This is a genomic window from Exiguobacterium sp. PHA03, from assembly GCF_041945985.1.
Classification (GTDB): domain Bacteria; phylum Bacillota; class Bacilli; order Exiguobacteriales; family Exiguobacteriaceae; genus Exiguobacterium_A.
The window spans coordinates 968,430-992,642 of the sequence record NZ_JAUTYQ010000001.1 but is presented as its reverse complement, the minus strand read 5'-3'; the positions used below and the strand labels follow the sequence as shown (position 1 = coordinate 992,642).

The following is a 24,213-nucleotide window of genomic DNA, read 5'->3' as shown; positions in this document are numbered from 1 at the left end:
TCTTGTCTTTTTTTATATCACGACTTGAGTGCCAACTTCTGAAAAAATAAAACGAGTAACTGTATGCGCATAAGGATGGATTTGTTCTATAAAAAATTCTGCCTCTTGAAACGTTTGGAAATGTAATTTTAGCATGAAGCAAGAATCACCAGATATTCGATAACAAAAGTCAACGTTAGTAAGTTGCTGAATATGATTTTTAAATGAATCGTACCGTCCTTCTTTAATGGTTGCTTCTACTAAACATTCAATAGGAGAACCTAGCTTTTCGTAATCGATTTTTAAACTGTATTCTTTAATGAGTCCAAAAGATTCCATTTGTCGGACACGCTCTGTTACGGAAGGAGCTGATAAATTAATTCGTTTAGCTAATGAACGCATCGACAGTCGACTATCTTGAGCCAGTTCATTTAATATTTGTCGATCAATCATATCGATTTTCAAATGTAAATCCTCCTTCAAAATAAGTTGTTGGATATAAAGTATTAGTTCGATATTTGTTTCAAATGAAATGTGATAATTTTTAATCATTATATAAAATTATTGTAGAAGGAGTGAATAAAATGACAAAAATACCTTTATCCCAAATAGGAGAAACACCATTTCAAAAATTACTAGGTCATAATCCTAAAATCTTATCCAGTTGGACAAGGCTAGAAAAAGATTTGATTGAAGAGGGAGCCTTAAGTTCGGATGTGAAAGAACAAGTTAGAAGAACATTAGCGCAATCAAATGGATGTGCATATTGCAAGGCAAAAGGAAAGCCAAAGAAAAAAATGATGGATGAAAAAATGATTTTAGCAACTGGATTTGCAGATCTTTTTTTAAAGGTGAAAGGAAATATCCCTGATTCAATATTTTTACTCATGAATGAAACATTTACTATTCCAGAAATCAGTGAATTATGTGCATTCATTACGTTTTGTACAGCATCTCAATACTACGGAGCAATCATGAATTTACAGCCAATTGATAGTCCCTGATTTTACTTTTTTTACACACTTTTATATTTTTTCTTTAGTGCATTCTGAACAGTCCATCTTTGATGTTCATGAAATAGATGATCGATTGCATCAGCCGGATCGATCCATTGTAAGACATGATCATCCTCGATTGGACTTTGTACTTCCTCTCCAGCATCACAACGATAGAATTGCCCTTAGTTCAAATAATATGTCGTTTCATTTTGTGAATAGAAATATTGATTGGCTCGTCCGATGAAATCACCGATATTGACGTCCATTCCCGTTTCTTCAAGTACCTCTCTTTTTAAACATTCTTCTGGCGTCTCATTGGCCTCAATACCGCCACCCGGAAGAAACAACTTGCCGTCCTTTTTTTGAATGACGGCGATTTTATCTGTTTGAGGATCGCGCATGACCGCATAAACAGCATACCTCGTGATGTAGTGTTGATTCTGTTCTTTCTGCCCGAAGGTGATGACATCCATTTTTCCGTAGCTCCTTTCCCCTAAAATCGTTCGATGTCAATCATACCTTAAATGTCGTATGCAAGCATCAGCCATACAAAAACCCTCATTTCGATATAGAAATGAGGGGTGACCTATGAGCAAAAATCGTTTGTTTCAAGCGAAATTTTTAATCGATTAACCGAGTGACAAGTATTTGACCTCGAGATAATCTTCGATGCCGTAGACGCCACCTTCGCGGCCAAGACCACTCTCTTTATAGCCACCAAATGGAGCTTGTGCAGCAGATGGTGCGCCATCGTTCAGACCAACGATTCCGTATTCGAGTCGTTTTCCGAGCAGCAACGCTTCATCGATGCGTTCTGAGAACGCGTAAGCTGCAAGTCCGTATGGTGTGTTGTTCGCCCGTTCGATGACTTCATCAAGTGTCTCAAAGACAGAGATCGGTGCGAGCGGACCAAACGTCTCTTCCTGCATGCAGAGCATGTCTTCCGTGACATTGGCAAGTACCGTTGGTGTAACGAAATAGCCGACCGATTCGTCAATCGTACCACCTGTCAAAATTGTTGCTCCTTTTGCGACAGCGTCATCGATGTGTGCTTTGACTTTTGCAACGGCTTTCGCATTAATCAATGGACCGACTGTCGAATCAGCGTCCATGCCGTTCCCGACTTGTAGTTGTTTGACGGCTGCTGTGAATTTTTCCGTGAATGCATCAAGGACAGATGCTTGCACATAGAAACGGTTCGTCGCGACACACGCTTGACCACCGTTGCGGAATTTTGAACGCATTGCCCCTTCGACAGCTTTATCGAGATCCGCATTTTCCGTGACGATGAATGGCGCATGACCACCGAGTTCAAGTGATAGTTTTTTCATCGTATCGGCTGCTTGGCGCATGATCAATTTCCCAACGGCTGTTGAACCTGTGAACGTAATTTTGCGAACACGGGAATCTGCTTGCCAGACGCCACTAATGGTTGCTGCATCACCTGTTAGCACGTTGATGACACCTTTAGGGATACCTGCTTCTTCTGCTAGTTCAACGAGGCGAAGTGCTGTAAACGGTGTCTCTTCCGATGGTTTAAGGACAATCGTACAACCCGCTGCAAGAGCCGGTGCGAGTTTACGTGTGATCATCGCTGCCGGGAAGTTCCACGGTGTGATTGCTGCAACGACACCAACCGGTTCTTTTTCAACGAACAGTCGCTTTCCTGGAACGGAAGCCGGAATCGTTTCACCATAAATCCGACGTGCTTCTTCAGCGTACCAACGGACATATTGATTGCCGTAATCGACTTCACCGAGCGCTTCGACATACGGTTTCCCTTGTTCCGTCGTCATGATTCGGGCGAGTTCCTCGCGGTGTTCGTTGATCAAGCGATACCAGGCGTCGACTAAATTCGCACGTATGTCTGCGGTTTCGTTTGACCACTTCACGAATGCCTCACTCGCTGCATCAACGGAACGTTGTGCGTCTTCCGCTGAACTGGCCGGAACATGTCCGAGTAACGCTTTCGTTGCTGGGTCATAGACCGGAATCGTTTCTGACTTATCGTACCATTCCCCATTAATCAAGTTCTTTTCAATCATCTTGTTGCACCTCCGTGAATTTCGTTACGTTCTTTATTAAACACCTCAAGACGAGTGAACGGAAGTTCCGCTTTGGATGGACAGTCATAACAAAACGGAATGACTCAAAAAATAGTTAATCGACTGAACAATCGGGAACAGTTAAAATAATAGAGTATGAAAATGTCAAAATTAATGAAGGGGGTCGAAAGACATGAAACGAAACTGGATCATTGGCGGTGTGGCGCTGAGCCTACTGCTAAGTGGATGTGGGGAAAAAGAAGTCGTTGATAAAAAGTCGGACAAACCACGTGAGACACATCAAAAAAGACAAGCTTCGCAACAAGCATACATAGAAAAGACGATACAGCGTGCCGAGCGTTACGCTGCCCAGTACGAATATGAGCGAGCAATCAAGGTATTAAAACCTGTACGCACAAAAGAGACAATACAAAGAACGAAAGAATACGAACAGAAAAAGCAGGCGCTCCTGCCTGTGACGAAACCTGTGCCGCATCTCTTTTTCCATTCATTGATTGCCGATCCAAAACGAGCATTTGACGGCGACCGGAAGGAAGCAGGATACGATGATTACATGGTGACGCAACAGGAGTTCGAACGGATCTTGGATGCATTGTATAAAAACGATTACGTACTCGTCCGACCGACGGATTTAGCAAAAGAGGTGAACGGAAAGATCGTCGAGACACCCGTCCGTTTACCAAAAGGAAAACAACCGCTCGTGTTGTCGCAGGACGACGTCAATTATTATGAATACATGGAAGGCGACGGATTTGCGAAGAATTTAAAAGTGAAGGACGGCAAAATCGTCAACACGATGGTCGGAAAACCCGATGGTGCCTATGATCTCGTACCGATCGTCGATGCGTTCGTCCAGTCTCATCCTAGCTTTTCCTATAAAGGAGCAAAAGGGTTGCTCGGTATTACAGGTTATAATGGGGTGCTCGGGTATCGTTCCTCCTACAACCAATACGGACACAATAAACAGGTCGAAACGGCACGAAATCAAGCGAAGCAGACCGCCGTCGCATTAAAACAGGACGGCTGGCAGTTCGCGAGTCATACGTACGGACATATTTGGGTCGGGAAAGAATCAGTCACGACGATTCGCGCTGATCTTAAACGCTACAAACAAGACGTAGCACCGCTGATCGGAAAAACGCCGCAATTGATTTATCCGTACGGCAGTGATGTCGGAGATTGGCACGATTATTCGGGTGAGAAATATCGTTTGCTCATCGATAGCGGTTTCCGCTATTTCTTTAATGTGGATGCGAGTCAACATGCGTGGAAACAAGTTGGTCCCGACTATTTCCGTCAAGCCCGAATCAACGTTGACGGGATTCGTCTACGTCAAGCCGTTGCTGGAAAGACGAGTGTCCTCGATCCATTCTTTGATGCGAAAAAGGTCTTTGATCCAGCGCGACCGGAACGGAAGTGAGTGATTGAAAACTAGTTAATCCATCGAGTAAAGCAATTAAAACGGTAGTGGCTGCGTCCCGTCCTGATCTGTAAATTGATACGTCTTCGCGAGATCGGCAACGAAGATGGCTTGTCCAGAATAACGGCTAACGGCGTCATCCGCCATCAGCGCTGCAACGGCTCGTCCGATATAGGTCGTCGATTCAGTCGCGGCACTCGCGAATCCAGCATCGACGACCCGTTCCGTTCGCATGAAACCGGGGCAGAGCGCGATGACAGAAATGGTCGTCTGAGCTAACTCCTGCGCCATGACGTGTGTCATTCGATTAATCGTTTGCATCGCCAAATCATAATAGAGGTTTCCTGCCACCTGATCTGGAGCGAATGACGTCAGATTGATGACGAGCGCGGCTGGACTCTGTTGCAGTAATGGCATCGCAGCCCGAATCGTCCACAAATACGCTTGTGGTCCGGCAGACATCATCGCGTCCCAATGTTCCGGTGGTCGCTCCCAAAACCGTCGTCCGGTTCCAGACGGCAAGTGGCTTTCCGAACCACCGAACACGCAGTTGACGAGGAGATCGATTCGACCATGTTGATGTTGGATCTGCTGAATGAGACGATCGATATCATCAAGACTTGTATGGTCACAAACGACCGGGATGCCAAGTCCGTCGCGTGCCGTGACACCAGCAGCCGTCTCTTCGATCGTCTCGCTACGATTGTCCGTCGTCTGTTCATTCGTACTTCGTCCCGTGACGTAAACAATCATTCCGGCGTCACCTAAAGCATAAGCGATGCCACGTCCGGCGCCACGGGAGGCGCCAGCTACGAGTGCAATACGTTTTGGCATGATGAAACTCCTTTCAGATATGAGAAGACGGATGGGCAGATGCGCATCCGTCTTCTTCTGTTTTAAAATCCTTTAATCGTCATCCCGCCATCAACATAAAGTGTTTGTCCCGTCACGTAACGGGCAGCGTCAGATGATAAGAAGACAACTGGACCAACGAGCTCTTCTAATTCACCCACCCGACCGAGTGGTGTCACGTCAACGATCTCCTGCAGATATGTAGGATCTTTTAGTAAGGGTTCCGTCAGCGGTGTTTTAAAATACCACGGTCCGATCGCGTTGACACGAATGTTTTGTGGTCCCCATTCAAGGGCTAATACCTTCGTCATCTGAATCATCGCCGCCTTCGTCGTCGCATATACGACACCGGTCCGTAAGGCGACGTGACCCGCGACGGAGGCGATGTTCAGAATACTTCCACCTGTCTCTTGCATCCGTTTCCCGATTTCTTGAGCAAAGAAGAAGGCAGATTTCAGATTGGTCTGTTGAATCGTTTCCCATTCTTCTTCCGTCACATCGAGTGCCTTCGAGCGAATGTTCATCCCAGCATTGTTGACAAGCCCGTCGATCTGCGGCACTTGTTCATAAGCCCGAGCTACCGTCTCGACGACTTGTTTACGGTCAGTGATGTCGCACGGGAATATGTAAGCCGTTCGACCGAGTCGTTCGATTTCTTGCGCTGTTTCCTTTAAGTCGCGTTCCGTCCGGGCGACGAGAATGATGTCGGCACCAGCTTCTGCCATCCCGATAGCAAGTGCCCGTCCAATGCCTCGCCCAGCTCCGGTGATGAGAAATGTTTGATTCGTTAACGAAAAACTAGGAAGATACATGATGTCACGTCCTTTTATTGAGAGTCACTCCTTACTCTAATGAAAAATAGACTGAAAAGAAAGAAAAATCAATGCATTCCGAAATGATAATGGTAAAATATTGAAAAGGAGGGATGAGATGAAGCGTGGTTTAGTTGTGACATTATGTATAGCACTCGTGAGTCTTTTAGCTATTCAATTGGTCGGAACGGAAGTCTACCGTTATTTCTTTTATGATCCGGCAACTTCTCAAGCCCAAATTATAGTTAATGGAGGAGGAGAAGAAGGTAAACCGACCAAACAAAAGATAGATGTACGAAGCGAGGGATTTGCGGATAAGGATGCATTAGGAGTTGTTACCTTTTACGGTGTCGTCGGTCTTGTCATACTACTGATCGTCCTCTTCAGTGTACGTTACTTCTTGAAGCGTTTGCAAAAACGACGCAGACGAGAGAATGTAATCGACGATTTAATGGAGCCGCCGCCAGTGTTTTCCCCAAATCGTTCGATACGACAAACACTTGTTGGTGAAGAATCAGAGTCAGAGATTCGCCGTCTGTTACAAACGTTCGATCGAAAACTGACACGACAAAAACGCCGCCGCTCCGAAGAGACGGTCGGCGAATGGTTACAGCGGATTGATGTCACGCTCGATCCATCGATCTATCATCTCGTCCGGTACGGTGAGACACCGGACTCGGCGATTTCGCAAGATCAGGTCGATGATCTAAGGAATGAACTACAAGTGCATCTTCAACGCGACTGACCGAGTAAATCAAGCAGGATGGCATGATGGGAGGCGTCTCGTGAGACAAGTGACAATTTGCGGACGACATCAAACCCATCAACCGGTAACGTCTTGATTTCAGGGGATAGTCCGTCTTGAAAAATCTCCGGTAACAGGGCGATGCCGAGCCCGGCGCGAATGAAACCGAGGACGCTCGATCCGAATTCCATCTCGTTTTCTGCCTGATAGACGGCACCTCGTTCGATGAACGCGTCTTTTAGGATGTTCGTCGAATCGCAATCAATCGGGAGCGATAAAAAAGAGGCATTTCGAATTTGATCAAACGCAACTGACGTGCAGCCTATAAATCGTTCATCGTCTTGATGCACGTAAAGCAAAAAAATCTCCGTATATAAATGCGTCGTATGATACGGATGGATATGATGACGATCGTCGAGTAAAACAGCATCGTATCGGCGTTCTTCAAGCCCTTGCATCAAATCGATCGTCGTATGCGCCGTCTTCAACTTGAGATCCGGGGCCGTCGCGTGACGTGAGACATGACGCGGTAAATACGTCATCGCGACGCTCGGCCATGATCCGAGCGTCAGCGTCGTCCGTTCATCGATCGTACCAATCCGCTGTTTCATTTGATCAATCCGGTCAAGGAGTTCACGGCTCTCTTCAAAGACGATTTCGCCTGCAGGCGTCAACGTGACACCATGTGCTGATCGATGCAACAGCGAGACTTCGAGCGCACTCTCAAGACTCTTGATTTGTTTACTTAATGCCGGTTGCGTCATATGCAGTACTTCGCTTGCTTTCGTCAGGCTTCCGGTTTCTGCAGTGACGAGAAATGCTTCCATCCATTCGGTCTTCATTGGTTCACGCTCTTTTCATACAGGTTGTCTAGAACGTACGTTATTTGAACGCGTCTGACAATCATTTTGCACTTTTTATATTCTTGGTTTGGAATATTCTGAATTGGGAATATATAAAATAAAGAGGTGAACGGATATGAACGAGCAGATGTCCGCACGATTTTCAGCACTCGGCGACCCAATACGATTACAACTCATCGAAGCATTACGAAATGGTCCTCGCTCCGTCAATGAGTTAGCCGATCAACTACACTTACGCCAACCGCAAACCTCGAAGCACTTAAAGCTGTTGCTTGACGCAGAACTAATCACTGTCGAGCGGCAGGCGAATCGTCGCTTGTATAGCCTTCGTCCAGAAGCTTTTCGAGAACTTGTCACGTGGAGTAACACAATGGCTCAGATGGAAGCACGCATGTATCGTCTAGATGAACATTTGCAGCGGATGCAATCATCCGCGAAGGGAGACGAGACGAATGAAAAAGGAACTGAAGACATCGATTGATGGTAAGGTGCTACGAATGGAATGGGTTTGTGAGGCACCGCGAGAAATCGTCTTTGCCGCATTCACGGAAAAAGAGCAACTCGAAGCCTGGTGGGGACCAGAAGGCTGGGAGACGACAATCAAAACGTTCGAATTTCAACCGGACGGCGTTTGGCATTATTGCATGCGGTGTGTCGATCCAACACAAGGTGATTTTTATGGCATGGAGTCGTGGGGGAAAGCAATTTTTAGACATATCGATGCCCCGAACACCTATAGTCATGCCGATTACTTCTCCGACGCGTCAGGAGCTATCTCTGAAAATTTACCAGGTAGTGAAAATGTCACGACATTCATTGACCATGGAGAAACGACCTTGATTGTCTTTGAATCGACCTACGAAACGGAAGCAGCTGTGCAAGAAGTGCTGGGGATGGGAATGAAGGAAGGTTTCACGTCGCAACTGTATCGCCTAGATCACCTATTGACGAAACAGTAAGAAGGAGTCGATGTTTTGGTGCGGAAGATCGGTTTGGCTTTATGTATCCTATTCTTAGTAGGTTGCGGAAAATACACGATGGAAGAGGCAAAGGAGAACGGCGACATCATCGTCCAGAAAGGTGTTGAGAACAGCGACCGATTCGAGTCTTTTTTGAATAAGTCGAAGCAAGGAAAATCAGATCAGATTCGCATCACAGCCTACACGACCGAGGGAGATCCGATTGTGTATGACGTCGAGTATGACGGCAAGACGTATCAGTATTCGTCTGATGCATCACGTGATCAGTTCGGTTCAACAGACGACGATCGAAAGAATGAAGTCTGTCAGCAACTCGATAAAACGATCGTGAAGCAAGAGGCAATCTATACGTTAAGTAAATGCGCTGAAGGAACGGATCATGAATTGCTACGATTACCAAAACAATAATCAAAAAGGATCGTGTCCCGTCGAAATGATCAGCGGGCACGATCCTTTTCATTCGCTATCAAGACGACGCAAAGCTTCACGCCAACTTGAAAAACGTTCAATCAATAAAGTCAGTGAAGGTGCTTGGTGCGCACGTGCCCACTTAGCATACTGCTGACTCGTCAATAGCGGTCCATGAGTTTCTGCAGCTTGTTTAAGTGCTTCTAGGCAGTCTTGGTCAGTGAAGAAACCGTTCGAGGTGAGGTCGAAGTGTGCTAAGGCTTTTTTCCACGTACCGAACCGACGAATGATCGTATTCGCACTTAACATCTCTGGATGTAAATCCCGTAATTCCGTGTAGGAGCGAATCGTCATGTTCGTTCCTTTTTGTGCGACATAAAAGGCGACGCTTTCTTCGATTGACCACCGTTTCGTTCGTTTGACCGCAGCCGGGCGATTCAACGTCATCCGGTCTTTGGTCGATAAGTGAGAAGCCTTGACGATGCCAGCTTTCTCTAAAAGGTGTGCCCACGAGCCGAATCGTGCATTGATTTCTTCAAGTGATGGGTAAGGAAGTTGAGCCGCTAACTTTTGATAATGGGTAGCTTTCATAGGTGAATGGTGCATTTGATGAAGACCTTGAATCAAGCGGATGATCTTCTCATCCGTTGCTAAGGTAGAAGTGGAAGTCGGATGTTGACGCATGCAAGATATCTCCCTTTTGAATGGTTGTTTCAATTAAAGGCTAGTGTAGCATGAGCGATTTCGAGAACATACTAACAATATCGTAAGGTAAGAAAAATAGCGCATTCTCATCCAGGAAATACAGGGGAATCAGAGGTGATATACGAATATTTTATTATAGAAGAAAAGAGGGGTGACTGATCAAGGACAGAAATTTAGACGATTGATACGATGGAGGATATTTTAAAGATGCTCGATGCGCGACTGCGTGAACCAGGACCGTTTTGGGACAAGTTTTATGAAGATCGGAAGAAACCGGTCCCGTTTTTTTAAGAATATTCCTGATGAGAACTTAGTTCGCTATGTCGAACAGGGTTGGATCTCGCCAGATGACGTTCTAGATCTCGGAACAGGACCGGGGCGAAATGCGATCTATCTCGCAACACACGATTTCTCGGTGACAGGACTGGATCTTTCAGCAACCGCGTTAGAATGGGCAACGGAACAAGCACAACAGACTAGAGCGCATGTTGCGTTTCGAAAGCAAGATTTTCTAGAGACGACGGAACAGAATACATATGATTTCATTTACGATTCAGGCTGTTTTCACCATATGGCGCCACATCGCCGTTTGACCTACGTGACGCGACTGAAAGAGATGCTACGACCAGGAGGATATTTTGGGCTGACCTGTTTTATTGCGGGCGGACCGCTTGGCGGGGCGACGTTGACGGACTGGGAAGTCTATCAGGAAAATAGTCTCCAAGGTGGACTTGGCTATACGAAAGAGCGATTACTCTCCATATTCGATGCATTTGACATCATCGAACTAACGGAAATGAAACCCGTCGACAATTCAGAGGCATTATTTGATCATGCTGGACTGTGGACCGGTTTGTTTCGATTAAAGAATTGACTCGTCCGACATCCGAGTTGAGAACCAATCAATAAAATAACGGACATCTTCCAGAGAGACGATTTGTTGCGTATCGTAAGCGGCGAACAGTGACAAAAAGCGCGGTTCGTCAGGAAAATAATGAAACAGGATCGGTCGGAGTGTCTCTAGGTCATGCACGAAGCTTTGATCTTTCTCTAAGATGAGGTGATAGGCGCTCCGAACAATCCGTTTCACGATTGAATCCGAATCAAGCAGAGCGACCTGACCTGTTTCTAGGAGAAATAAATCAGTTTTCAACTGTTCGCATAACCCACCGTTTAACGCGAAACCAAGAGCGCATGTCGGACGAAGAGACGGAAATCGACTTTGGAGATTTTCGCCTGCCAAAAATAAGTTGACGGACTTCAACCAGACGCCCCAGCGAAGTGCTTCGTCATCCCGTATGACGTCGCCAAGCAGACCGATGTCATAATCGATTTTGGTGACAAATGGATAGTTCGTCAGCCAATGTTCTGTCCGTTCATCTAACTGCATGTGTTCTTCTTCCGTCAACGGTTCTGTCAAAATCAGTGTAAAATCGAGATCGGATTCAAAGGGACGAGCCGTTCCTTTTGCAACGCTGCCATACAAGTACACGCCATGAAATGCGGATAAGGTTTGTACATAGGCGACGACGTCGCGAATCACGGTACGATAACGGACAGGAATTGCTTCAGCGGAAGTTGGATTGTGGATGTAGCCATTTTTCATGCCAAATGTCGTTGGATACTGCATCTGTTTTCCTCCTCATCCTTCAGGAATTGATTGATAGCGATACCAGGTCTCGTTTCGCTGCACATATAAAAACATCGTATCATCTTTTTCTTGATAGATGACCGTACCGCTCTTAAGTCGATTCGCCATGCCGTCCTTGAGTGTCGTTTCGGATCGCATTTTTTTGATACGTGGACCAGGTGTTAAGGAGAGATCCGAGACAGTTACTAATTGATCCAGTCGATAAACACGGTCATTTAAGCGGATCACATCTTGATTTTGTTCGATGGCTTCAGCCGCGATGAGGTCTGTCGTTGTAATCGTCGTCTCTTCCTGGCATCCACTGAGACAAAGAAGAATTAACATTGTAGTAGCTAAAACTTTTTTCATGAAACACACCTCTTTTTCTAGTTATATATCGTAATTTCGATATATTCGGGTTATGCGATATAAGGGGGAGCATCATGATTTCATCTGATTTTGAAAAAAATTTACAACCGACTACAGTCACGGTTCAAAGAAATCTATCTCACCAGAGTGTACGTATTCTCCAACAAATTCAATTTGCGACGAATCCGACGATCAAGGAGATTGCCGAGGCATTTCGCCTCTCACATAATACGACGTCCGAGCACGTCAAAAAGTTGGAGAAATTAGGTTATATCGAAAAAAACGGAATCCGGAAGATCAACGTCAAGTAACGATCGATTTAACAAACGATGGAGATACCATCGTTCGGCTTCACAAAGAACTTGATCCTGAACGGTTGAATCGAGTGCTTGCTACGATGTCAAAAACAGACCAACAGACGATTGAACAGGCGTTTCGATTATTGCGGGAGGCTGCAGATGATTGCTTTTCTCGTTAAGGTATTGTCAAGCGCAGTGGTCATCGGTGTCGTTACCGAAGTTGCCCGTCGTTCACCGTCACTAGGTGGCGTATTGTCCGCGTTGCCGGTCGTTAGTCTGATCAGTTTCGCCTGGCTCGTCAAACAAGGAAGTGAACGGACCGAGCTCAGTACATTTTTAAAGAGTGTGTTACTCGGGTTAACGGCGACATTTTTTATTGCTAGCTGTCTTGTATTGGCTCATTCGCTTAGGGATTCCAGTGTTTTACAGTATAGTTAGTGCAACGAGTTTTTTTATCGTCTTTTGGTATGTTCAACGTTATCTACAACAGTGGTGGCAGACGTAACGGAAAAGGAGAGAAAGCGATGGTAACCCTTCAAACAGAACGATTGACGATTTATCCATGCACAGCGACAGACGTAACGCGTTTACAACAACAGCAATACGAGAACGGACCTGAAGTACAGCATCACTTGACGTTACTCGCGTCAGATCCATCGATGTTGTACTGGGGAAGTTGGCTCGTCATGACAAAAGACGGGCAGGTAGTCGGAGATATTGGATTCAAAGGGAAACCAGACTCGCGACAAGCAGTCGAAATCGGTTATGGTTTGTTACCAGCGTTTCTCAATCGAGGTTTTGCGACGGAAGCCGTCCGAGCCTTGATTGATTGGGTGTTCGACCAAACCGAAGTGAAGGCTGTACTCGCAAAGACGGATTTGACGAATCAAGCATCGATCAGGGTGCTTGAAAAAGCGGAATTGATTCAGATTGGGAGCGACGATCGGTATATCATGTGGGAGCGTTTGAAGTAGGTGTAAAGGAAACTTGACAGGTGGTGCGTTATTTACATATAGTGGAATAAGTGAGGTGGAACTATGAAAAATCAGGTCAAGAAGATGCGCGAGGGACGAGGTTGGTCGCAAGGCGAACTGGCAAAACGATTGAACGTATCGCGTCAGACGGTCATTTCCATCGAAAAAGAGCGGTATAATCCGTCACTTGACCTCGCTTTTGCACTGGCTGATTTGTTTGAGCAACGAATCGAAGACATCTTTACACCGAGACGAACGAGCGAAGGGGGAGTAAAATGAAACGATTAAATACATTGTTTGAAATTGCTCTAATCGTAATAGGTATATACATGACGAAGGAAATTCCAGAAATAAAAACGATTGGCATCGTACTGATTTTAGCAGGTATCACATCATTTATCACAAGCATGAGTTTCTCAGCAAACGAACCATACGACGAGCGACAAAGAGAGGTGAAGACGCGTAGTGGACACATCGCCTATATAATTAGTATTGGTTATCTTTACTTGATTTTAGTACTCGTCAATCTATCGATTATTCAAGACATTCAATTTGCGGTGTTATTGGCATTAGGAGGACATATCTTACTCTTCCCAATTACATTGTTGTACGTGAATCGAAAGATTTGAAGAACTGAATGTTTATAAAATGATACTTGTAACCGTTATCAACAATGGTATAGAATGTAATAGAATAGGGATTGTTACTGGTCAAGCAGGCGAAACCCAAATCAGCGATCACTGAAACCGTGAGTGACGTTTGATTTGGGTTTTTCTATTTTTCCTGATTTGAAAGGAGGTCACCGATGATCATTCACCAAATTTTCAACAACAATGTTATTAGTGTATTTGACGAAGTAGGGCGTGAGCGAGTCGTCATGGGGAAGGGAATCGGATTTAAGCGGAATTCAGGACAGACGATATTAGCCTCAGATGTAGAAAAAGTCTTTTATCTCGATGATGCAGGTAATCATGAACGATTTAAATTATTACTTCAAGAAATTCCTGAAGAAATCATCGTCTTGACTGATGATATCGTAACGATTGCTAAATTGACGCTTGGAAAAAAACTCAATGAACTTGTCTACATCGCTCTTGCCGACCATTTGCATTTTGCATTAGAACGTCATGAAAAAGGTTTAGAGATCAAAAATGTATTGCTTTGGGAGATTAAGCGTTTATACCAAGATGAGTTTAATGTAGGTTTGCAAGCGCTTAAATTGGTTGAAGAAAAATTCAATATTAAATTACCTGAAGACGAAGCAGCCTATATTGCACTTCATATCGTGAATGCTGAATTAAACGAAGAGATGCCGAATATCGTTTCAATGACAAAAGTCATTCAAGAAGTATTGAATCTCGTAAAATACCACTTTGCACTGGAGTGGGATGAGAATACTCTCGCCTATCATCGTTTTGTTACTCATCTCAAATTTTTTGCACAACGACTCGTGACGCGAACCGAATATGAAGGAGATGAGAGTGCGCTTTTTGATCTAGTGAAAATGCAATATCCCAAGTCCTATATTTGTACTGAAAAAATTTCTTCCTTTATTCAGACAAAATATGATTATCGGTTGACGGATGAAGAAAAATTATACCTAACGGTTCATATCACAAGATTAATTAAAGAAAAAAAGAGTAGTTGACATATAAAAGTAAAAATGTTATTATTTGTTTATTAAATATATATTTATTGGGATTGTTACTGGTCAAGCAGGCGAAACCTAGGTGAAACAAGACGTATTTTCATGAAATACGTTACTTGTTCTCATCTAGGTTTCTTTTTGTGTCTATCAACTATGGAGGTGTCTTATGAAATACGATCAATTAGCAAAAGAAATCATTGAATCTGTCGGAGGCGAACAAAACGTTAGTTCACTTGTTCATTGCGCGACTCGACTACGTTTCGTACTTAAAGACAAAGCAAAGGCTGATAAATTAAAACTTGAAAAACTAGAAGGTGTCATTGCTGTAAAAGAGAGCGGAGGGCAGTTTCAGGTCGTTGTCGGAAATACAGTACCTGAGGTATATCAAGCAATTGGAAAACAAACAAAGCTGATGGAGGAGTCGACAGAAACTAGTAAGACAAATGAAAAAGGAAACATTTTTGGTCGAGCAATCGATATTATTTCAAGTATCTTTACGCCATTGCTTGGTGTCATGGCGGGAGCTGGTATCTTAAAGGGTTTACTTGCGATTGCGACGAATGCAGGTTGGTTAATTCCTACTGAAACAACGTATATCATCTTAAATGCTACAGCGGATAGTCTCTTTTACTTTTTACCTATTTTGTTAGCGGTTACATCAGCGCGAAAGTTTGGTGCCAATCAATTTGTTGCCATGACAGTAGCGGGTGCTTTGATTTATCCAACAATCATTCAACTGAAGACGGATGCAGTCGCGACGACATTCTTCGGTATACCCGTGACGATGATGTCATATACATCTACGGTCATTCCAATCATTCTTGCCGTTTGGGTTATGAGTTATGTTGAAAAATTCTTCAATCGACATGTCCATGAGAGTGTTAAAAATTTTGTTACACCTTTGATTGCTCTCATTACAATCGTTCCATTAACGTTAATCGTGTTTGGACCAATCGGTGTCACGTCAGGCGACTTGATTGCTGCCTTCATTCTAAAGGTATTAGCATTTAACCCAATTTTAGCAGGGGCGTTCATTGCTGGTGTATGGCAAGTCCTCGTCATTTTCGGTATTCACTGGGGAGTCGTTCCGATTTTCATCAATAACATTGCCACTAAAGGATATGACTATATCAAACCGGCAACTGCTCCAGCAATTTTTGCACAGGCAGGAGCATCGTTCGGTGTCATGCTTCGTTCAAAAAATAAAAAGTTAAAAACATTAGCAGGTTCTACGGGAATTACCGCGTTATTCGGTATTACAGAACCTGCCGTATATGGAGTCACTTTACGCTTAAAGCGTCCTTTCATTGCAGCTGTCATTAGTGCAGCAGTGGGTGGAGGGATCGTAGGGCATTTTGGAAGTGTAGCAGTAGCTTCTGGTCCTCCGGGATTATTGACGTTACCCGTCTTCATTGGCGATAGTATGACAGCATTTTACGGGTTGTTAATTGGTGTCGGTGTCTCATTCTTTTTATCGATGGTCTTAACATACATCCTTGGATTTGAAGATGATCCGATTGAAAAAGAAGCAGAAAAAAATGTTCGTGCATCAACAGATATGACGCTTCCAAGCCCAGTTTCAGGTCAAATCGTTTCTCTCGAAAAAGTTTCTGATAGTGTATTTGCGAGTGGAGCGATGGGACAAGGTTTCGCAGTCGTTCCAACTGAAGGAAAAGTAATCGCCCCAGTATCAGGTCAAGTAACTGCTATATTTGCAAGCAAGCATGCGATTGGTATTCGATCAGAGAATGGGATGGAAATCCTCATTCATGTTGGGATTGATACGGTACGCTTAGATGGAACTCACTTTGAATTACACGTCGCACAAGACCAGAAAATCGAACCAGGAGATGTATTAATCACTTTTGATATTGAATCGATTCAAGCGGAAGGATATGACATCATCACACCTGTGATTTTCACGAATTTATCAGAAGAACGACAAATTACGATTGATCAAGATCAAATTTCAGTAAGTGAATACAATAAACCTGCTTTTGCATAAGAAAGGATGAGACGATGCAATTTCCAAAAAACTTTTTATGGGGTGGCGCTATTGCGGCCAATCAAGCAGAAGGTGCCTATTTATCCGATGGGAAAGGATTATCTTCCGTTGATTTAATTCCTAGTGGTTCAACTCGAAGAGCCGTTACGAAGGGAGAATTATCGCATTATGAGCCCCTTCCAGAATTAATTTATCCATCCCATGAGGCGATTGATTTTTATCATCGTTATAAGGAGGATATCGCTCTATTCGCTGAAATGGGGTTTAAAGCGCTTCGTTTATCGATTTCATGGGCACGTATCTTCCCAAAGGGTGATGAAGAACAACCAAATGAACAAGGATTGAAGTTTTACGATGAGGTGTTCGATGAATTATTAAAATATGGAATTGAGCCAGTCGTTACAATGGCACACTTTGATGTACCCGTTCATTTAGTAGAGCATTATGGAAGTTGGCGTAATCGAAAAATGGTCACATTCTTCGAACGATATGTTGAGGCGATCGTATCTCGTTATCATTCGAAAGTACGTTATTGGATGACTTTCAATGAAATAAATATGTTGTTCCATCTTCCTTACATGGGAGCTGGATTAGTATTCGCAGAAGGAGAGAATCGACAACAGATTCAGTATCAAGCGGCACATCATCAATTGGTAGCGAGTGCGCGTGCCGTGGAAATTGCTCATACGATCAATCCGAATCTTCAAGTAGGGTGTATGTTGGCAGCAGCCATGACGTATCCTTATACCTGTAATCCAGATGACGTCGAAAAAGCAATGGAACGTGATCGTGAGAATTTCTTCTTCATTGATGTACAAGCTCGCGGTGCCTATCCGGGTTATGCATTAAGACAATTGAAAGAGGCTGGTATTGAAATTCAGATGGAACCAGGTGATATTGAACTATTACGCAACCACACAGTGGACTTTATTGGTTTTAGCTATTATTCGAGTCGCTGTATCAGTACTGATCCAGAAATACTGGATAAAATGACGGCGGGGAATGTGTTCCCGACTGTCAAAAATCCATATTTGAATCAATCAGAATGGGGATGGACGATTGATCCGAAAGGACTCCGTCTAACGGCAAATCAGCTATACGACCGTTATCAACTTCCCTTATTCATCGTTGAAAATGGCTTAGGTGCATTTGATGAATTGGATGGAGAAGGAAACATTCAAGATGACTATCGGATTTCTTATTTAACAGATCATATTCGAGCAATGTACGAATCGATACAAGACGGAGTAGAACTCATCGGTTATACGAGTTGGGGATGTATCGATCTCGTCAGTGCGTCTTCCGGTGAATATGCAAAACGGTATGGGTATATTTATGTAGATCGTCATGATGATGGTAGCGGAACGAATAGTAGACGGAAGAAGGCGTCCTTTGATTGGTATAAAAAAGTAATTGCATCTAATGGTGCCTGTATAGAAGATCAAAAACATATTAAAATTAAATAAAAGTATAGCTAACGATGCGTACCTGAGTACTTCTAAGATACGCGTCGTTAGCTATTTAGCTATTATTAATGATATGTAGTAAGAAGTTATGTTACTTTAACCGTGGCGTGGAGCAAACAGCATGATGCTGACACCGATTAAACAGATTAAGGTACCAATTATGTCATAGGTATCTGGTGATTTACGATCTACGATCCAGCCCCAAAATACGGACATGACGATTAATACACCACCATAAGCTGCATAGACGCGACTGAATGTTGGAAATTGCTGAAACGTAGCAATGATGCCATATAAAATCAGGATCAATCCACCAATCAGACCGAAGTACGAAGGTCGTCCCTCTCTTAGCCATAGCCAAATCAGATATCCGCCACCAATCTCACTTAAACCAGCAATAAAGAAAATGAAAGCCGACATGATCACGATTCAACCCTCGATCGCAAACGTATCGCGCAATTCAATGATCGTTCCTTCCGGTGCTTTTAATTTACTCAGATGTCCATCGACGACGAAATAGATGTTTCCACCGTGTTTTGGTAAAAAAGGCATCCCGAGTTGTTCCAGTCGTGTTACTTCCTCTTGCAAGTCGTCAACATAGAGGGCGAAATGAACAGGACCCGCTGCTTGTTTCGTGTAATCGGTGAACGGTTGACCGGATTTGGGTGTCTGTAACTCGATATAGAAATCACCGAGTCGTAACCAGCTGTTAAAGTCGCGGTCATGAAAATCGGGTGTTTCTTGAACGAGTGTGAACCCGAGCTGTTCATAAAATTGTTTGGATGCGACGTAGTCCGTCGTCTGAATACAGATGTGATGAATTTGTTTCATACTAAAACCTTCCTTCGTGTTCAATGAAATCATGCAGAACTAGTGTAGCATTTCGCGGATCAGTTGGAGTGATAGAAATGGAGAATAAGATGCAACATGCCATAAATTTGATGTGTGAACGTTTTTCGATAGGGCAAACGATCAGCGAACCTATCCGATTGACGGGTGGTCTTCTGCATGAGACGTGGCGACTACAGACAACGAAAGGATTCTATGTCTTAAAACGATTGAATCCGGAAATCATGCGACGCTCTGAAGCACGAAACAACTTTAAAATGTCAGAAGACGTTGCGATGCAAGCATCTCTTTACTTAGCAGCATTACCAGCACGTCGCATCAACGATCAAGTGGTACAGACGATTAATGGTTCTGATTACCTTTTGTTTGATTGGGTCGATGGCGAGACGTTATCAGCCGATCAAATTCGACCGACACATGCACGACAAATCGGAGTTCAACTAGGAAGGTTACACGGTCTTTCCGTGGCGACGACTGGTTTTTCACAGCCGGATACCTCCAGTATGCCAATCGATTGGAAGGGATATATAGAAGAAGGAAAGCGACAGCAATCAGACTGGCTACAGTTGCTAGTCGAAGAACAGGAACAGCTACAACGACTGGAACGATTAGTACTGGAAGCAAAACTGCAACTACCTGAAGACTGGATCGTCAGCCATCGTGATCTTGATCCGAAAAATGTTCTCTGGACAACGAATGGTCCGGTTTTGATCGACTGGGAGTCTGCAGGATTGATTCATCGAGCCGTCGACGTATTTGAAACCGCCTGTTATTGGTCAAAACGTAAAGACGATACGTTTGATCGTGATCGATTTAACGCAGTTCTTGCTGGTTATACGATAAATCAACGTTTGCCTGATGTCGACTGGCTTCATGTCATCGATATCAGTGTCCAAGGAAAGTTGGATTGGCTAAAGTTCAATCTGGATCGTTCACTCGGGAAACGCAGTGTTCCTGAAGCGGAACGAACGCTCGGAACAGAGCAGGTCCTTTTAACGATAAAAGAACTACAGGTTCACGATCGGAATCTCTGGATTAAGTGGATAATAGCAAGATGATCATAAGAAAGAGGCACCGAATCACTCGATTCGATGCCTCTTCGTTATTAAAACGATTTGACCAACTGTTCAATAGTTGATTCAGGAGTACGAATCGGAACATATCCGAGTCGTTTGATTCGTTCGTTTGAGAAAGTAGCGCATTCCGCCGGACGCTTCGGTGTTTGGTACGGCTTATCACTTGCTGTGATCAACTTCATCCGGAAATCCGTCTCAGGTAGATTCGAATCGATCGCATTGAAGATATCCCCATTATGCGCATTCGTTGCGGCAAGGACGATCATTTCGACTAGATTATCCGTATGGACCCACGGGACGACATCATCCGGATGCACCCAGGTAATCACATCCGCCTCCTTCATCCGCTCGACTTGTCGATCCCACCAGTAGGATTGTTCCTCGGCACAAATAGAACCAGGTCGGAGGATGATTAAATCGGAATCGGGTGTATATTCCTGTAACAGGCTTTCCGATAACTGCTTTGTATGAATGTAGACGTGCTCTGACGGTAGGAGCGGTGATGTTTCCGTAAAGTGTCCACTTACCACTTCTCCGTAAACGGAAGTCGTCGAGATATGTATGATGCGCTTGACACAAGCATTTGTTGCAGCATCGGCGAGATGTTTCACACCTGTGACGTTTGCTTCTTCCGCTAAGTCGGGGTCATCCCCAAGGTAGGCAGCACAGTGGATCAAGAGATCGACGCCTTGAAGTGCTGCAAGAAGCGAAGCCGGATTACCGAGCTCACCGATGATTGGAATAACGTCATTTGTTGAATAGTGATCCGCCTGTTCCTGAGAACGATAGAGTCCTCGAACTTCACACGCTTCTTTAAGAAAACGTCGCGCGACACGTGAGCCAAGCGTCCCGGTCATCCCTGTAATCAAAATCGTACTCTCGTTTAAGTTCATGATGCTTACTCCTTTGACTCTGTCTTTTCAGCGAAACATTTCTCACAAATGAAACAACCTTCGCTTTTTAAGTAAGCTTTTACTTCCGTCATCCCGCGATATTTTGGATAACGCATCTGGATATAAACCTTTTCGTTTCCTTCGATCGTTTTGCCACAATGAATGCATGTCGGTTCTTTACCAAACATCCTATCGCTCCCTATATATTTTTATCTTCTACCTTATCGTAAAGGAAAATTAAGGGTGTTGGAAGAATAAAGTAAAAAAGGAATCTAAAGGAGGATGTTTATGATCTTCATTGCTATTTTTCTCGCCGTCGGTGGAGTCGTCTGGTTCATTTCAGCGCGCAGTCAGTCGAAACATCGTTCGCTCGATGATCAGGAGTATACGCTGAACCAGCACGACGTCCATCAGCAGCAAAATCATCGTGATTTTTGAAGGCATGTCAAGGAGCATCCGGTCGATTGACTGTATGCTCCTTTTTAGCGATTGCGTACATAAAGGAAATATTTCGCGTTGCTCCAAATTAAGGCGATAATCAATAAACTGATTGCGAAGATCTGAGACTGTCCGGTTTCATACGAATAAATGACCAATACGACGATGACACCCATCAATAGGAGTTGCAACGAAGATTGTGAACGAATGAGACCTTCTAACATGACATGTCGTTCTCCGTCATCTGAGGCGGCAAATAGCTTTTTGACATAGTTTGTTTCCGAGTACTTTGGGAAATCACGGTTTGGGTAGATGTGACGCATAAGATTAAGATAATAATAGGATGCAAAACTACTGATGATGAAAAAGAGACCACTTAGTAACAAATGAAGTCCGAAATGATTTTCGATGATGCTAAAAGATGCGAGACCGATGCTGAGAAGAGTAGAAACCTGAACCATCATCATGCCATCCGCATAGTATCGATTCACTTGACCGTCAATCGCATCCTCGTCGTCTGAAGAAACAGGACGTCGAGTCAATTGACGAATTTGCAAATAGCGCACGATATAACTGAGGGTAAGAACCGTCAAGATAATGAAAAGACCAGTGAATATGTAATTAAGATAGAGCGATAGTTCAAACTTTGAAAAGCTGGTATGTTTGAAGACAGACATGACGATATAGCTACTAATGAAACCGAGCAGTGCTGCGATGATGACTTTGATTGCTTCTTTTTTCATATTAATTCCTCCTCATCGAAATAAAAAATTTCTTCTAACGGGGTATCAAACACACGAGAAATTTTGACAGCAATCAATAGCGAAGGCATGAATTCTTCACGCTCGATTAAGCTAATTGTCTGGCGTGAAATGTTTGCACGCCGCGCCAGTTCAGACTGATTCCATCCGTGACGAGCACGTAATTCTTTTAAGCGGGATTTCATATAGGGATTCACCTCCTATATAATGTAACTTATCATAGTCTTTTTGACAACGATAATAGTCAAAAAAGATAATATGATGGTCATTAATATGTAAATCAATCATATCGATGGGATAAATTGTATACTAGAATAAGTCGAAAGGAGATGTGAAACACATCGATGAAATCTCAGTCATCTGTAAACGATGTTTTTTATCATGATGAGGATGTTGCGTGCCGAATCGCTTCGGTTCTACAAATCGAAGAGACACTACTCAAACAAAAAATCACCTATCTCCAAGACGTGACAGACTCGGACGCAATTAATACATACGAACAAGGACGTCAGCAACTATCAGATAAACTCGATACGCTAAAACGTTCGGTAAAAATGGATCTTATCTCGCGCGACGATGTCGCACCCCGAACGCAAGCACTCTGGAAACAGTCCCTCAGATCGACGCGCGTGACGGAAGAGGAAGCACGTCTCATCCAAGAGTATCTCCGGATTGAGGCAACGATGTTGACACAAGCGGGAGAAGCGGTTTCTGATCTGTATACTGCCTTATTTGATGCAGATGAACCGACACGGAAACAAGCACTCTTATCGATTGAGGAAGCGTTCCGGACGAATGAATCTGTCATTCAACGGTTATTTTCGCAACTCGTCGATTTGCGACAAGAGCGTGCTTCTGCAAACCATCAGGCGGGTTACGAAGAATTGGCTTTTGTGGAACTTGGACGTATCGATTATACAAGCAAGGATGTCGATCATTACGCCAGCATCATTCAAACTTATTTCCGACCGGTTAAACAGCTATTTCAGCTCGAGCAACAAACGTTTCTTGGCAAACAGGCGCTTCATCCGTGGGACGTCCGCCAATCAGCCTATACGCAGATTGATCATCAAGTAACCGGTTCTGACGTTTTATTCTTAGACAAGGCACAAGCGATCCTTGAGAATGTTCATCCGTCTTTTGCTGATCTGCTAAAAGAGATGCGCCAAGGGGATCATCTCGATATCGGGGCCAGGTCCAATAAAGCTGGCGGTGGGTTTTGTGAGTATTTACCCGTCGAACGTCAATCATTCTTGTTCATGAATCGCATGCAGACGTTCGATGATCTCGTCATTTTCATGCACGAGATGGGGCATGCCGTCCATCATGATGCAATGAAAGAGACGTATGACGGACTTCAACCGATTCCGCTCGAAGTCGGGGAATTCGCCGCCATGTCGCTTGAGCTGTTGATGATGAACGAGTGGCACCAAGTGATTCCAAATAAAAGAGACGTTGCTCGAGCGAAACTCGAACAGATCCGTTCGATAGTGGAGTTCTTGCCGCAAACGATCATCGTTGATCGTTTCCAGTCGTGGCTCTATGCTCACCCTGACCATTTGCCGGAAGAACGACAAGCTTCTTTTGCACGTCTCCGGGAGACGTATGATACGGACATCCTCGATTGGTCGGAAACGCTCGATTGGAAAGGACTCGAATGGATGAGTGTCATTCATCTCTTTGAGACGCCATTTTATTACATTGAATATGCGATCGCCCAAATTGCTGCTCTTCAGTTGTATCATCGTTTTACGAAAGATCCTAACCAAACAATGAAAGACTTCATCGCAGCTTTAGCGCTTAGTCAAACCCATTCGGTGCAAGACATCTATGCCAGAGCGGGTGTGTCATTCTTACCGAGTGATGCGAAAATGAGAGAGTTGCTGACATTTCTAGAAGGTCAAATCGAAGCTTGGATAAATGAGTTAGATCAATCAGACGACGAAGATGTTAAAAAGAGAAAGTCTTAATCCGGAG

The 24,213-nt window shown here is 44.0% G+C and carries 32 protein-coding genes and 1 pseudogene; 18 read left to right on the top strand and 15 right to left on the bottom strand.

The genetic code is table 11. The annotated features are described in order from the left end of the window. Nucleotides 1–12: 12 nt before the first annotated feature. Nucleotides 13–444: an Lrp/AsnC family transcriptional regulator gene (locus tag Q7C19_RS05395; protein WP_035407606.1), complete on the bottom strand. Its 432-nt coding sequence runs from the start codon at nt 442–444 to the stop codon at nt 13–15. A 119-nt stretch (nt 445–563) separates the two neighbouring features. On the opposite strand from Q7C19_RS05395, the gene Q7C19_RS05390 reads away from it, so the two are divergent. Beyond that, a complete protein-coding gene (locus Q7C19_RS05390) occupies nt 564–983 on the top strand; it encodes a carboxymuconolactone decarboxylase family protein (protein ID WP_035407609.1) in 420 nt (139 codons plus the stop codon). 176 nt (nt 984–1,159) lie between these two features. On the opposite strand, the gene Q7C19_RS05385 is transcribed toward Q7C19_RS05390, so the two are convergent. Both Q7C19_RS05385 and Q7C19_RS05380 read right to left on the bottom strand, forming a co-directional pair. Continuing rightward, the gene (locus tag Q7C19_RS05385) at nt 1,160–1,450 is read right to left on the bottom strand and encodes an NUDIX domain-containing protein (protein WP_375091842.1); all 291 of its coding nucleotides are present in this window, start codon (nt 1,448–1,450) and stop codon (nt 1,160–1,162) included. Between the two features lie 156 nt (nt 1,451–1,606). Further along, nucleotides 1,607–3,022 (bottom strand): NAD-dependent succinate-semialdehyde dehydrogenase, encoded by a 1,416-nt coding sequence (locus Q7C19_RS05380; protein WP_375091841.1) that lies wholly within the window; start codon nt 3,020–3,022, stop codon nt 1,607–1,609. Between the two features lie 193 nt (nt 3,023–3,215). Here Q7C19_RS05380 and Q7C19_RS05375 point away from each other — a divergent pair, with 193 nt between their 5' ends. Then, a complete protein-coding gene (locus tag Q7C19_RS05375) occupies nt 3,216–4,463 on the top strand; it encodes a polysaccharide deacetylase family protein (protein ID WP_375091840.1) in 1,248 nt (415 codons plus the stop codon). A gap of 36 nt (nt 4,464–4,499) precedes the next feature. Here the strand turns inward: Q7C19_RS05375 and Q7C19_RS05370 are convergent, their stop codons facing one another. After that, a complete protein-coding gene (locus Q7C19_RS05370) occupies nt 4,500–5,297 on the bottom strand; it encodes an SDR family NAD(P)-dependent oxidoreductase (protein WP_375091839.1) in 798 nt (265 codons plus the stop codon). A 62-nt stretch (nt 5,298–5,359) separates the two neighbouring features. Beyond that, nucleotides 5,360–6,127, bottom strand: coding sequence for an SDR family NAD(P)-dependent oxidoreductase (locus Q7C19_RS05365; protein WP_375091838.1), 768 nt, complete (start codon nt 6,125–6,127; stop codon nt 5,360–5,362). A gap of 118 nt (nt 6,128–6,245) precedes the next feature. Between Q7C19_RS05365 and Q7C19_RS05360 the strand changes: the two genes are divergently transcribed. Continuing rightward, nucleotides 6,246–6,872, top strand: coding sequence for a hypothetical protein (locus tag Q7C19_RS05360; protein WP_375091837.1), 627 nt, complete (start codon nt 6,246–6,248; stop codon nt 6,870–6,872). On the opposite strand, the gene Q7C19_RS05355 is transcribed toward Q7C19_RS05360, so the two are convergent. Then, nucleotides 6,860–7,714 carry a LysR family transcriptional regulator gene (locus Q7C19_RS05355; RefSeq protein ID WP_375091836.1) on the bottom strand — a complete coding sequence of 285 codons (855 nt, stop codon included), beginning with the start codon at nt 7,712–7,714 and terminating at the stop codon, nt 6,860–6,862. The two genes, Q7C19_RS05360 and Q7C19_RS05355, sit on opposite strands and share 13 nt — an antisense overlap. Nucleotides 7,715–7,862: 148 nt before the next feature. Here Q7C19_RS05355 and Q7C19_RS05350 point away from each other — a divergent pair, with 148 nt between their 5' ends. Genes Q7C19_RS05350 through Q7C19_RS05340 form a run of 3 tightly spaced genes read left to right on the top strand, consistent with a single transcriptional unit; the run spans nt 7,863 to nt 9,123 of the window. Further along, complete coding sequence (locus Q7C19_RS05350) at nt 7,863–8,216, top strand: ArsR/SmtB family transcription factor (RefSeq protein WP_375091835.1); 354 nt, start codon at nt 7,863–7,865, stop codon at nt 8,214–8,216. Further along, a complete protein-coding gene (locus tag Q7C19_RS05345; RefSeq protein WP_056061754.1) occupies nt 8,188–8,694 on the top strand; it encodes an SRPBCC family protein in 507 nt (168 codons plus the stop codon). Before Q7C19_RS05350 ends, Q7C19_RS05345 begins: the two co-directional genes overlap by 29 nt. Nucleotides 8,695–8,727: 33 nt before the next feature. After that, nucleotides 8,728–9,123 (top strand): DUF4362 domain-containing protein, encoded by a 396-nt coding sequence (locus tag Q7C19_RS05340; protein WP_375091834.1) that lies wholly within the window; start codon nt 8,728–8,730, stop codon nt 9,121–9,123. Nucleotides 9,124–9,171: 48 nt separating this feature from the next. Here Q7C19_RS05340 and Q7C19_RS05335 read toward each other — a convergent pair whose 3' ends face one another. Beyond that, entirely contained in the window at nt 9,172–9,807 is a 636-nt protein-coding gene (locus Q7C19_RS05335; RefSeq protein WP_290750796.1) for a homing endonuclease associated repeat-containing protein, read from the bottom strand. Between the two features lie 210 nt (nt 9,808–10,017). Between Q7C19_RS05335 and Q7C19_RS05330 the strand changes: the two are divergent. Further along, nucleotides 10,018–10,702: pseudogene (locus Q7C19_RS05330) on the top strand (SAM-dependent methyltransferase). Here the strand turns inward: Q7C19_RS05330 and Q7C19_RS05325 are convergent. Both Q7C19_RS05325 and Q7C19_RS05320 read right to left on the bottom strand, forming a co-directional pair. After that, nucleotides 10,691–11,458 (bottom strand): nucleotidyltransferase domain-containing protein, encoded by a 768-nt coding sequence (locus Q7C19_RS05325; RefSeq protein WP_375091833.1) that lies wholly within the window; start codon nt 11,456–11,458, stop codon nt 10,691–10,693. The pseudogene Q7C19_RS05330 and the gene Q7C19_RS05325 overlap by 12 nt on opposite strands. Nucleotides 11,459–11,470: 12 nt before the next feature. Then, the gene (locus Q7C19_RS05320; protein ID WP_375091832.1) at nt 11,471–11,827 is read right to left on the bottom strand and encodes a hypothetical protein; all 357 of its coding nucleotides are present in this window, start codon (nt 11,825–11,827) and stop codon (nt 11,471–11,473) included. A 74-nt stretch (nt 11,828–11,901) separates the two neighbouring features. Here Q7C19_RS05320 and Q7C19_RS05315 point away from each other — a divergent pair, with 74 nt between their 5' ends. The 8 genes from Q7C19_RS05315 (at nt 11,902) to Q7C19_RS05280 (ending at nt 18,219) form a co-directional block, all read left to right on the top strand. Further along, on the top strand, nt 11,902–12,138 hold the full coding sequence (locus Q7C19_RS05315; RefSeq protein WP_312086312.1) for a MarR family transcriptional regulator: 237 nt from the start codon (nt 11,902–11,904) through the stop codon (nt 12,136–12,138). 147 nt (nt 12,139–12,285) lie between these two features. Then, the gene (locus Q7C19_RS05310; RefSeq protein WP_375091831.1) at nt 12,286–12,564 is read left to right on the top strand and encodes a hypothetical protein; all 279 of its coding nucleotides are present in this window, start codon (nt 12,286–12,288) and stop codon (nt 12,562–12,564) included. A gap of 86 nt (nt 12,565–12,650) precedes the next feature. Beyond that, the gene (locus Q7C19_RS05305) at nt 12,651–13,100 is read left to right on the top strand and encodes a GNAT family N-acetyltransferase (RefSeq protein WP_290758777.1); all 450 of its coding nucleotides are present in this window, start codon (nt 12,651–12,653) and stop codon (nt 13,098–13,100) included. Nucleotides 13,101–13,163: 63 nt separating this feature from the next. Further along, entirely contained in the window at nt 13,164–13,379 is a 216-nt protein-coding gene (locus Q7C19_RS05300; protein WP_290773911.1) for a helix-turn-helix transcriptional regulator, read from the top strand. Beyond that, on the top strand, nt 13,376–13,729 hold the full coding sequence (locus tag Q7C19_RS05295) for a DUF2178 domain-containing protein (RefSeq protein WP_290773908.1): 354 nt from the start codon (nt 13,376–13,378) through the stop codon (nt 13,727–13,729). The genes Q7C19_RS05300 and Q7C19_RS05295 overlap by 4 nt, the downstream gene beginning before the upstream one ends. 176 nt (nt 13,730–13,905) lie before the next feature. Next, nucleotides 13,906–14,748: a BglG family transcription antiterminator LicT gene (gene licT / locus Q7C19_RS05290; RefSeq protein WP_290773905.1), complete on the top strand. Its 843-nt coding sequence runs from the start codon at nt 13,906–13,908 to the stop codon at nt 14,746–14,748. A 166-nt stretch (nt 14,749–14,914) separates the two neighbouring features. Beyond that, a complete protein-coding gene (locus Q7C19_RS05285; protein WP_375091830.1) occupies nt 14,915–16,753 on the top strand; it encodes a beta-glucoside-specific PTS transporter subunit IIABC in 1,839 nt (612 codons plus the stop codon). A gap of 14 nt (nt 16,754–16,767) precedes the next feature. Next, entirely contained in the window at nt 16,768–18,219 is a 1,452-nt protein-coding gene (locus Q7C19_RS05280) for a 6-phospho-beta-glucosidase (protein ID WP_375091829.1), read from the top strand. Between the two features lie 96 nt (nt 18,220–18,315). Here the strand turns inward: Q7C19_RS05280 and Q7C19_RS05275 are convergent, their stop codons facing one another. Together Q7C19_RS05275 and Q7C19_RS05270 are read right to left on the bottom strand one after the other, a co-directional pair. Further along, nucleotides 18,316–18,639, bottom strand: coding sequence for a YnfA family protein (locus Q7C19_RS05275; protein ID WP_375091828.1), 324 nt, complete (start codon nt 18,637–18,639; stop codon nt 18,316–18,318). A 9-nt stretch (nt 18,640–18,648) separates the two neighbouring features. Next, nucleotides 18,649–19,050 (bottom strand): VOC family protein, encoded by a 402-nt coding sequence (locus Q7C19_RS05270; RefSeq protein WP_375091827.1) that lies wholly within the window; start codon nt 19,048–19,050, stop codon nt 18,649–18,651. Between the two features lie 89 nt (nt 19,051–19,139). Here Q7C19_RS05270 and Q7C19_RS05265 point away from each other — a divergent pair, with 89 nt between their 5' ends. Then, entirely contained in the window at nt 19,140–20,126 is a 987-nt protein-coding gene (locus Q7C19_RS05265) for a phosphotransferase (protein WP_375091826.1), read from the top strand. Between the two features lie 47 nt (nt 20,127–20,173). Here the strand turns inward: Q7C19_RS05265 and Q7C19_RS05260 are convergent, their stop codons facing one another. After that, nucleotides 20,174–21,037 (bottom strand): NAD-dependent epimerase/dehydratase family protein, encoded by an 864-nt coding sequence (locus Q7C19_RS05260; RefSeq protein ID WP_375091825.1) that lies wholly within the window; start codon nt 21,035–21,037, stop codon nt 20,174–20,176. Between the two features lie 5 nt (nt 21,038–21,042). Then, nucleotides 21,043–21,225, bottom strand: coding sequence for a Fe3+ hydroxamate ABC transporter substrate-binding protein (locus Q7C19_RS05255; RefSeq protein ID WP_375091824.1), 183 nt, complete (start codon nt 21,223–21,225; stop codon nt 21,043–21,045). Between the two features lie 100 nt (nt 21,226–21,325). Between Q7C19_RS05255 and Q7C19_RS05250 the strand changes: the two genes are divergently transcribed. Beyond that, on the top strand, nt 21,326–21,475 hold the full coding sequence (locus tag Q7C19_RS05250; protein ID WP_023468457.1) for a hypothetical protein: 150 nt from the start codon (nt 21,326–21,328) through the stop codon (nt 21,473–21,475). A gap of 44 nt (nt 21,476–21,519) precedes the next feature. Here the strand turns inward: Q7C19_RS05250 and Q7C19_RS05245 are convergent, their stop codons facing one another. Both Q7C19_RS05245 and Q7C19_RS05240 read right to left on the bottom strand, forming a co-directional pair. Beyond that, nucleotides 21,520–22,218 carry a DUF3169 family protein gene (locus Q7C19_RS05245; protein WP_375091823.1) on the bottom strand — a complete coding sequence of 233 codons (699 nt, stop codon included), beginning with the start codon at nt 22,216–22,218 and terminating at the stop codon, nt 21,520–21,522. After that, nucleotides 22,215–22,421, bottom strand: coding sequence for a helix-turn-helix transcriptional regulator (locus tag Q7C19_RS05240; RefSeq protein WP_035407684.1), 207 nt, complete (start codon nt 22,419–22,421; stop codon nt 22,215–22,217). The genes Q7C19_RS05245 and Q7C19_RS05240 overlap by 4 nt, the downstream gene beginning before the upstream one ends. A gap of 159 nt (nt 22,422–22,580) precedes the next feature. Here Q7C19_RS05240 and Q7C19_RS05235 point away from each other — a divergent pair, with 159 nt between their 5' ends. Next, on the top strand, nt 22,581–24,206 hold the full coding sequence (locus tag Q7C19_RS05235) for a M3 family metallopeptidase (protein ID WP_375091822.1): 1,626 nt from the start codon (nt 22,581–22,583) through the stop codon (nt 24,204–24,206). Nucleotides 24,207–24,213 lie beyond the last annotated feature (7 nt).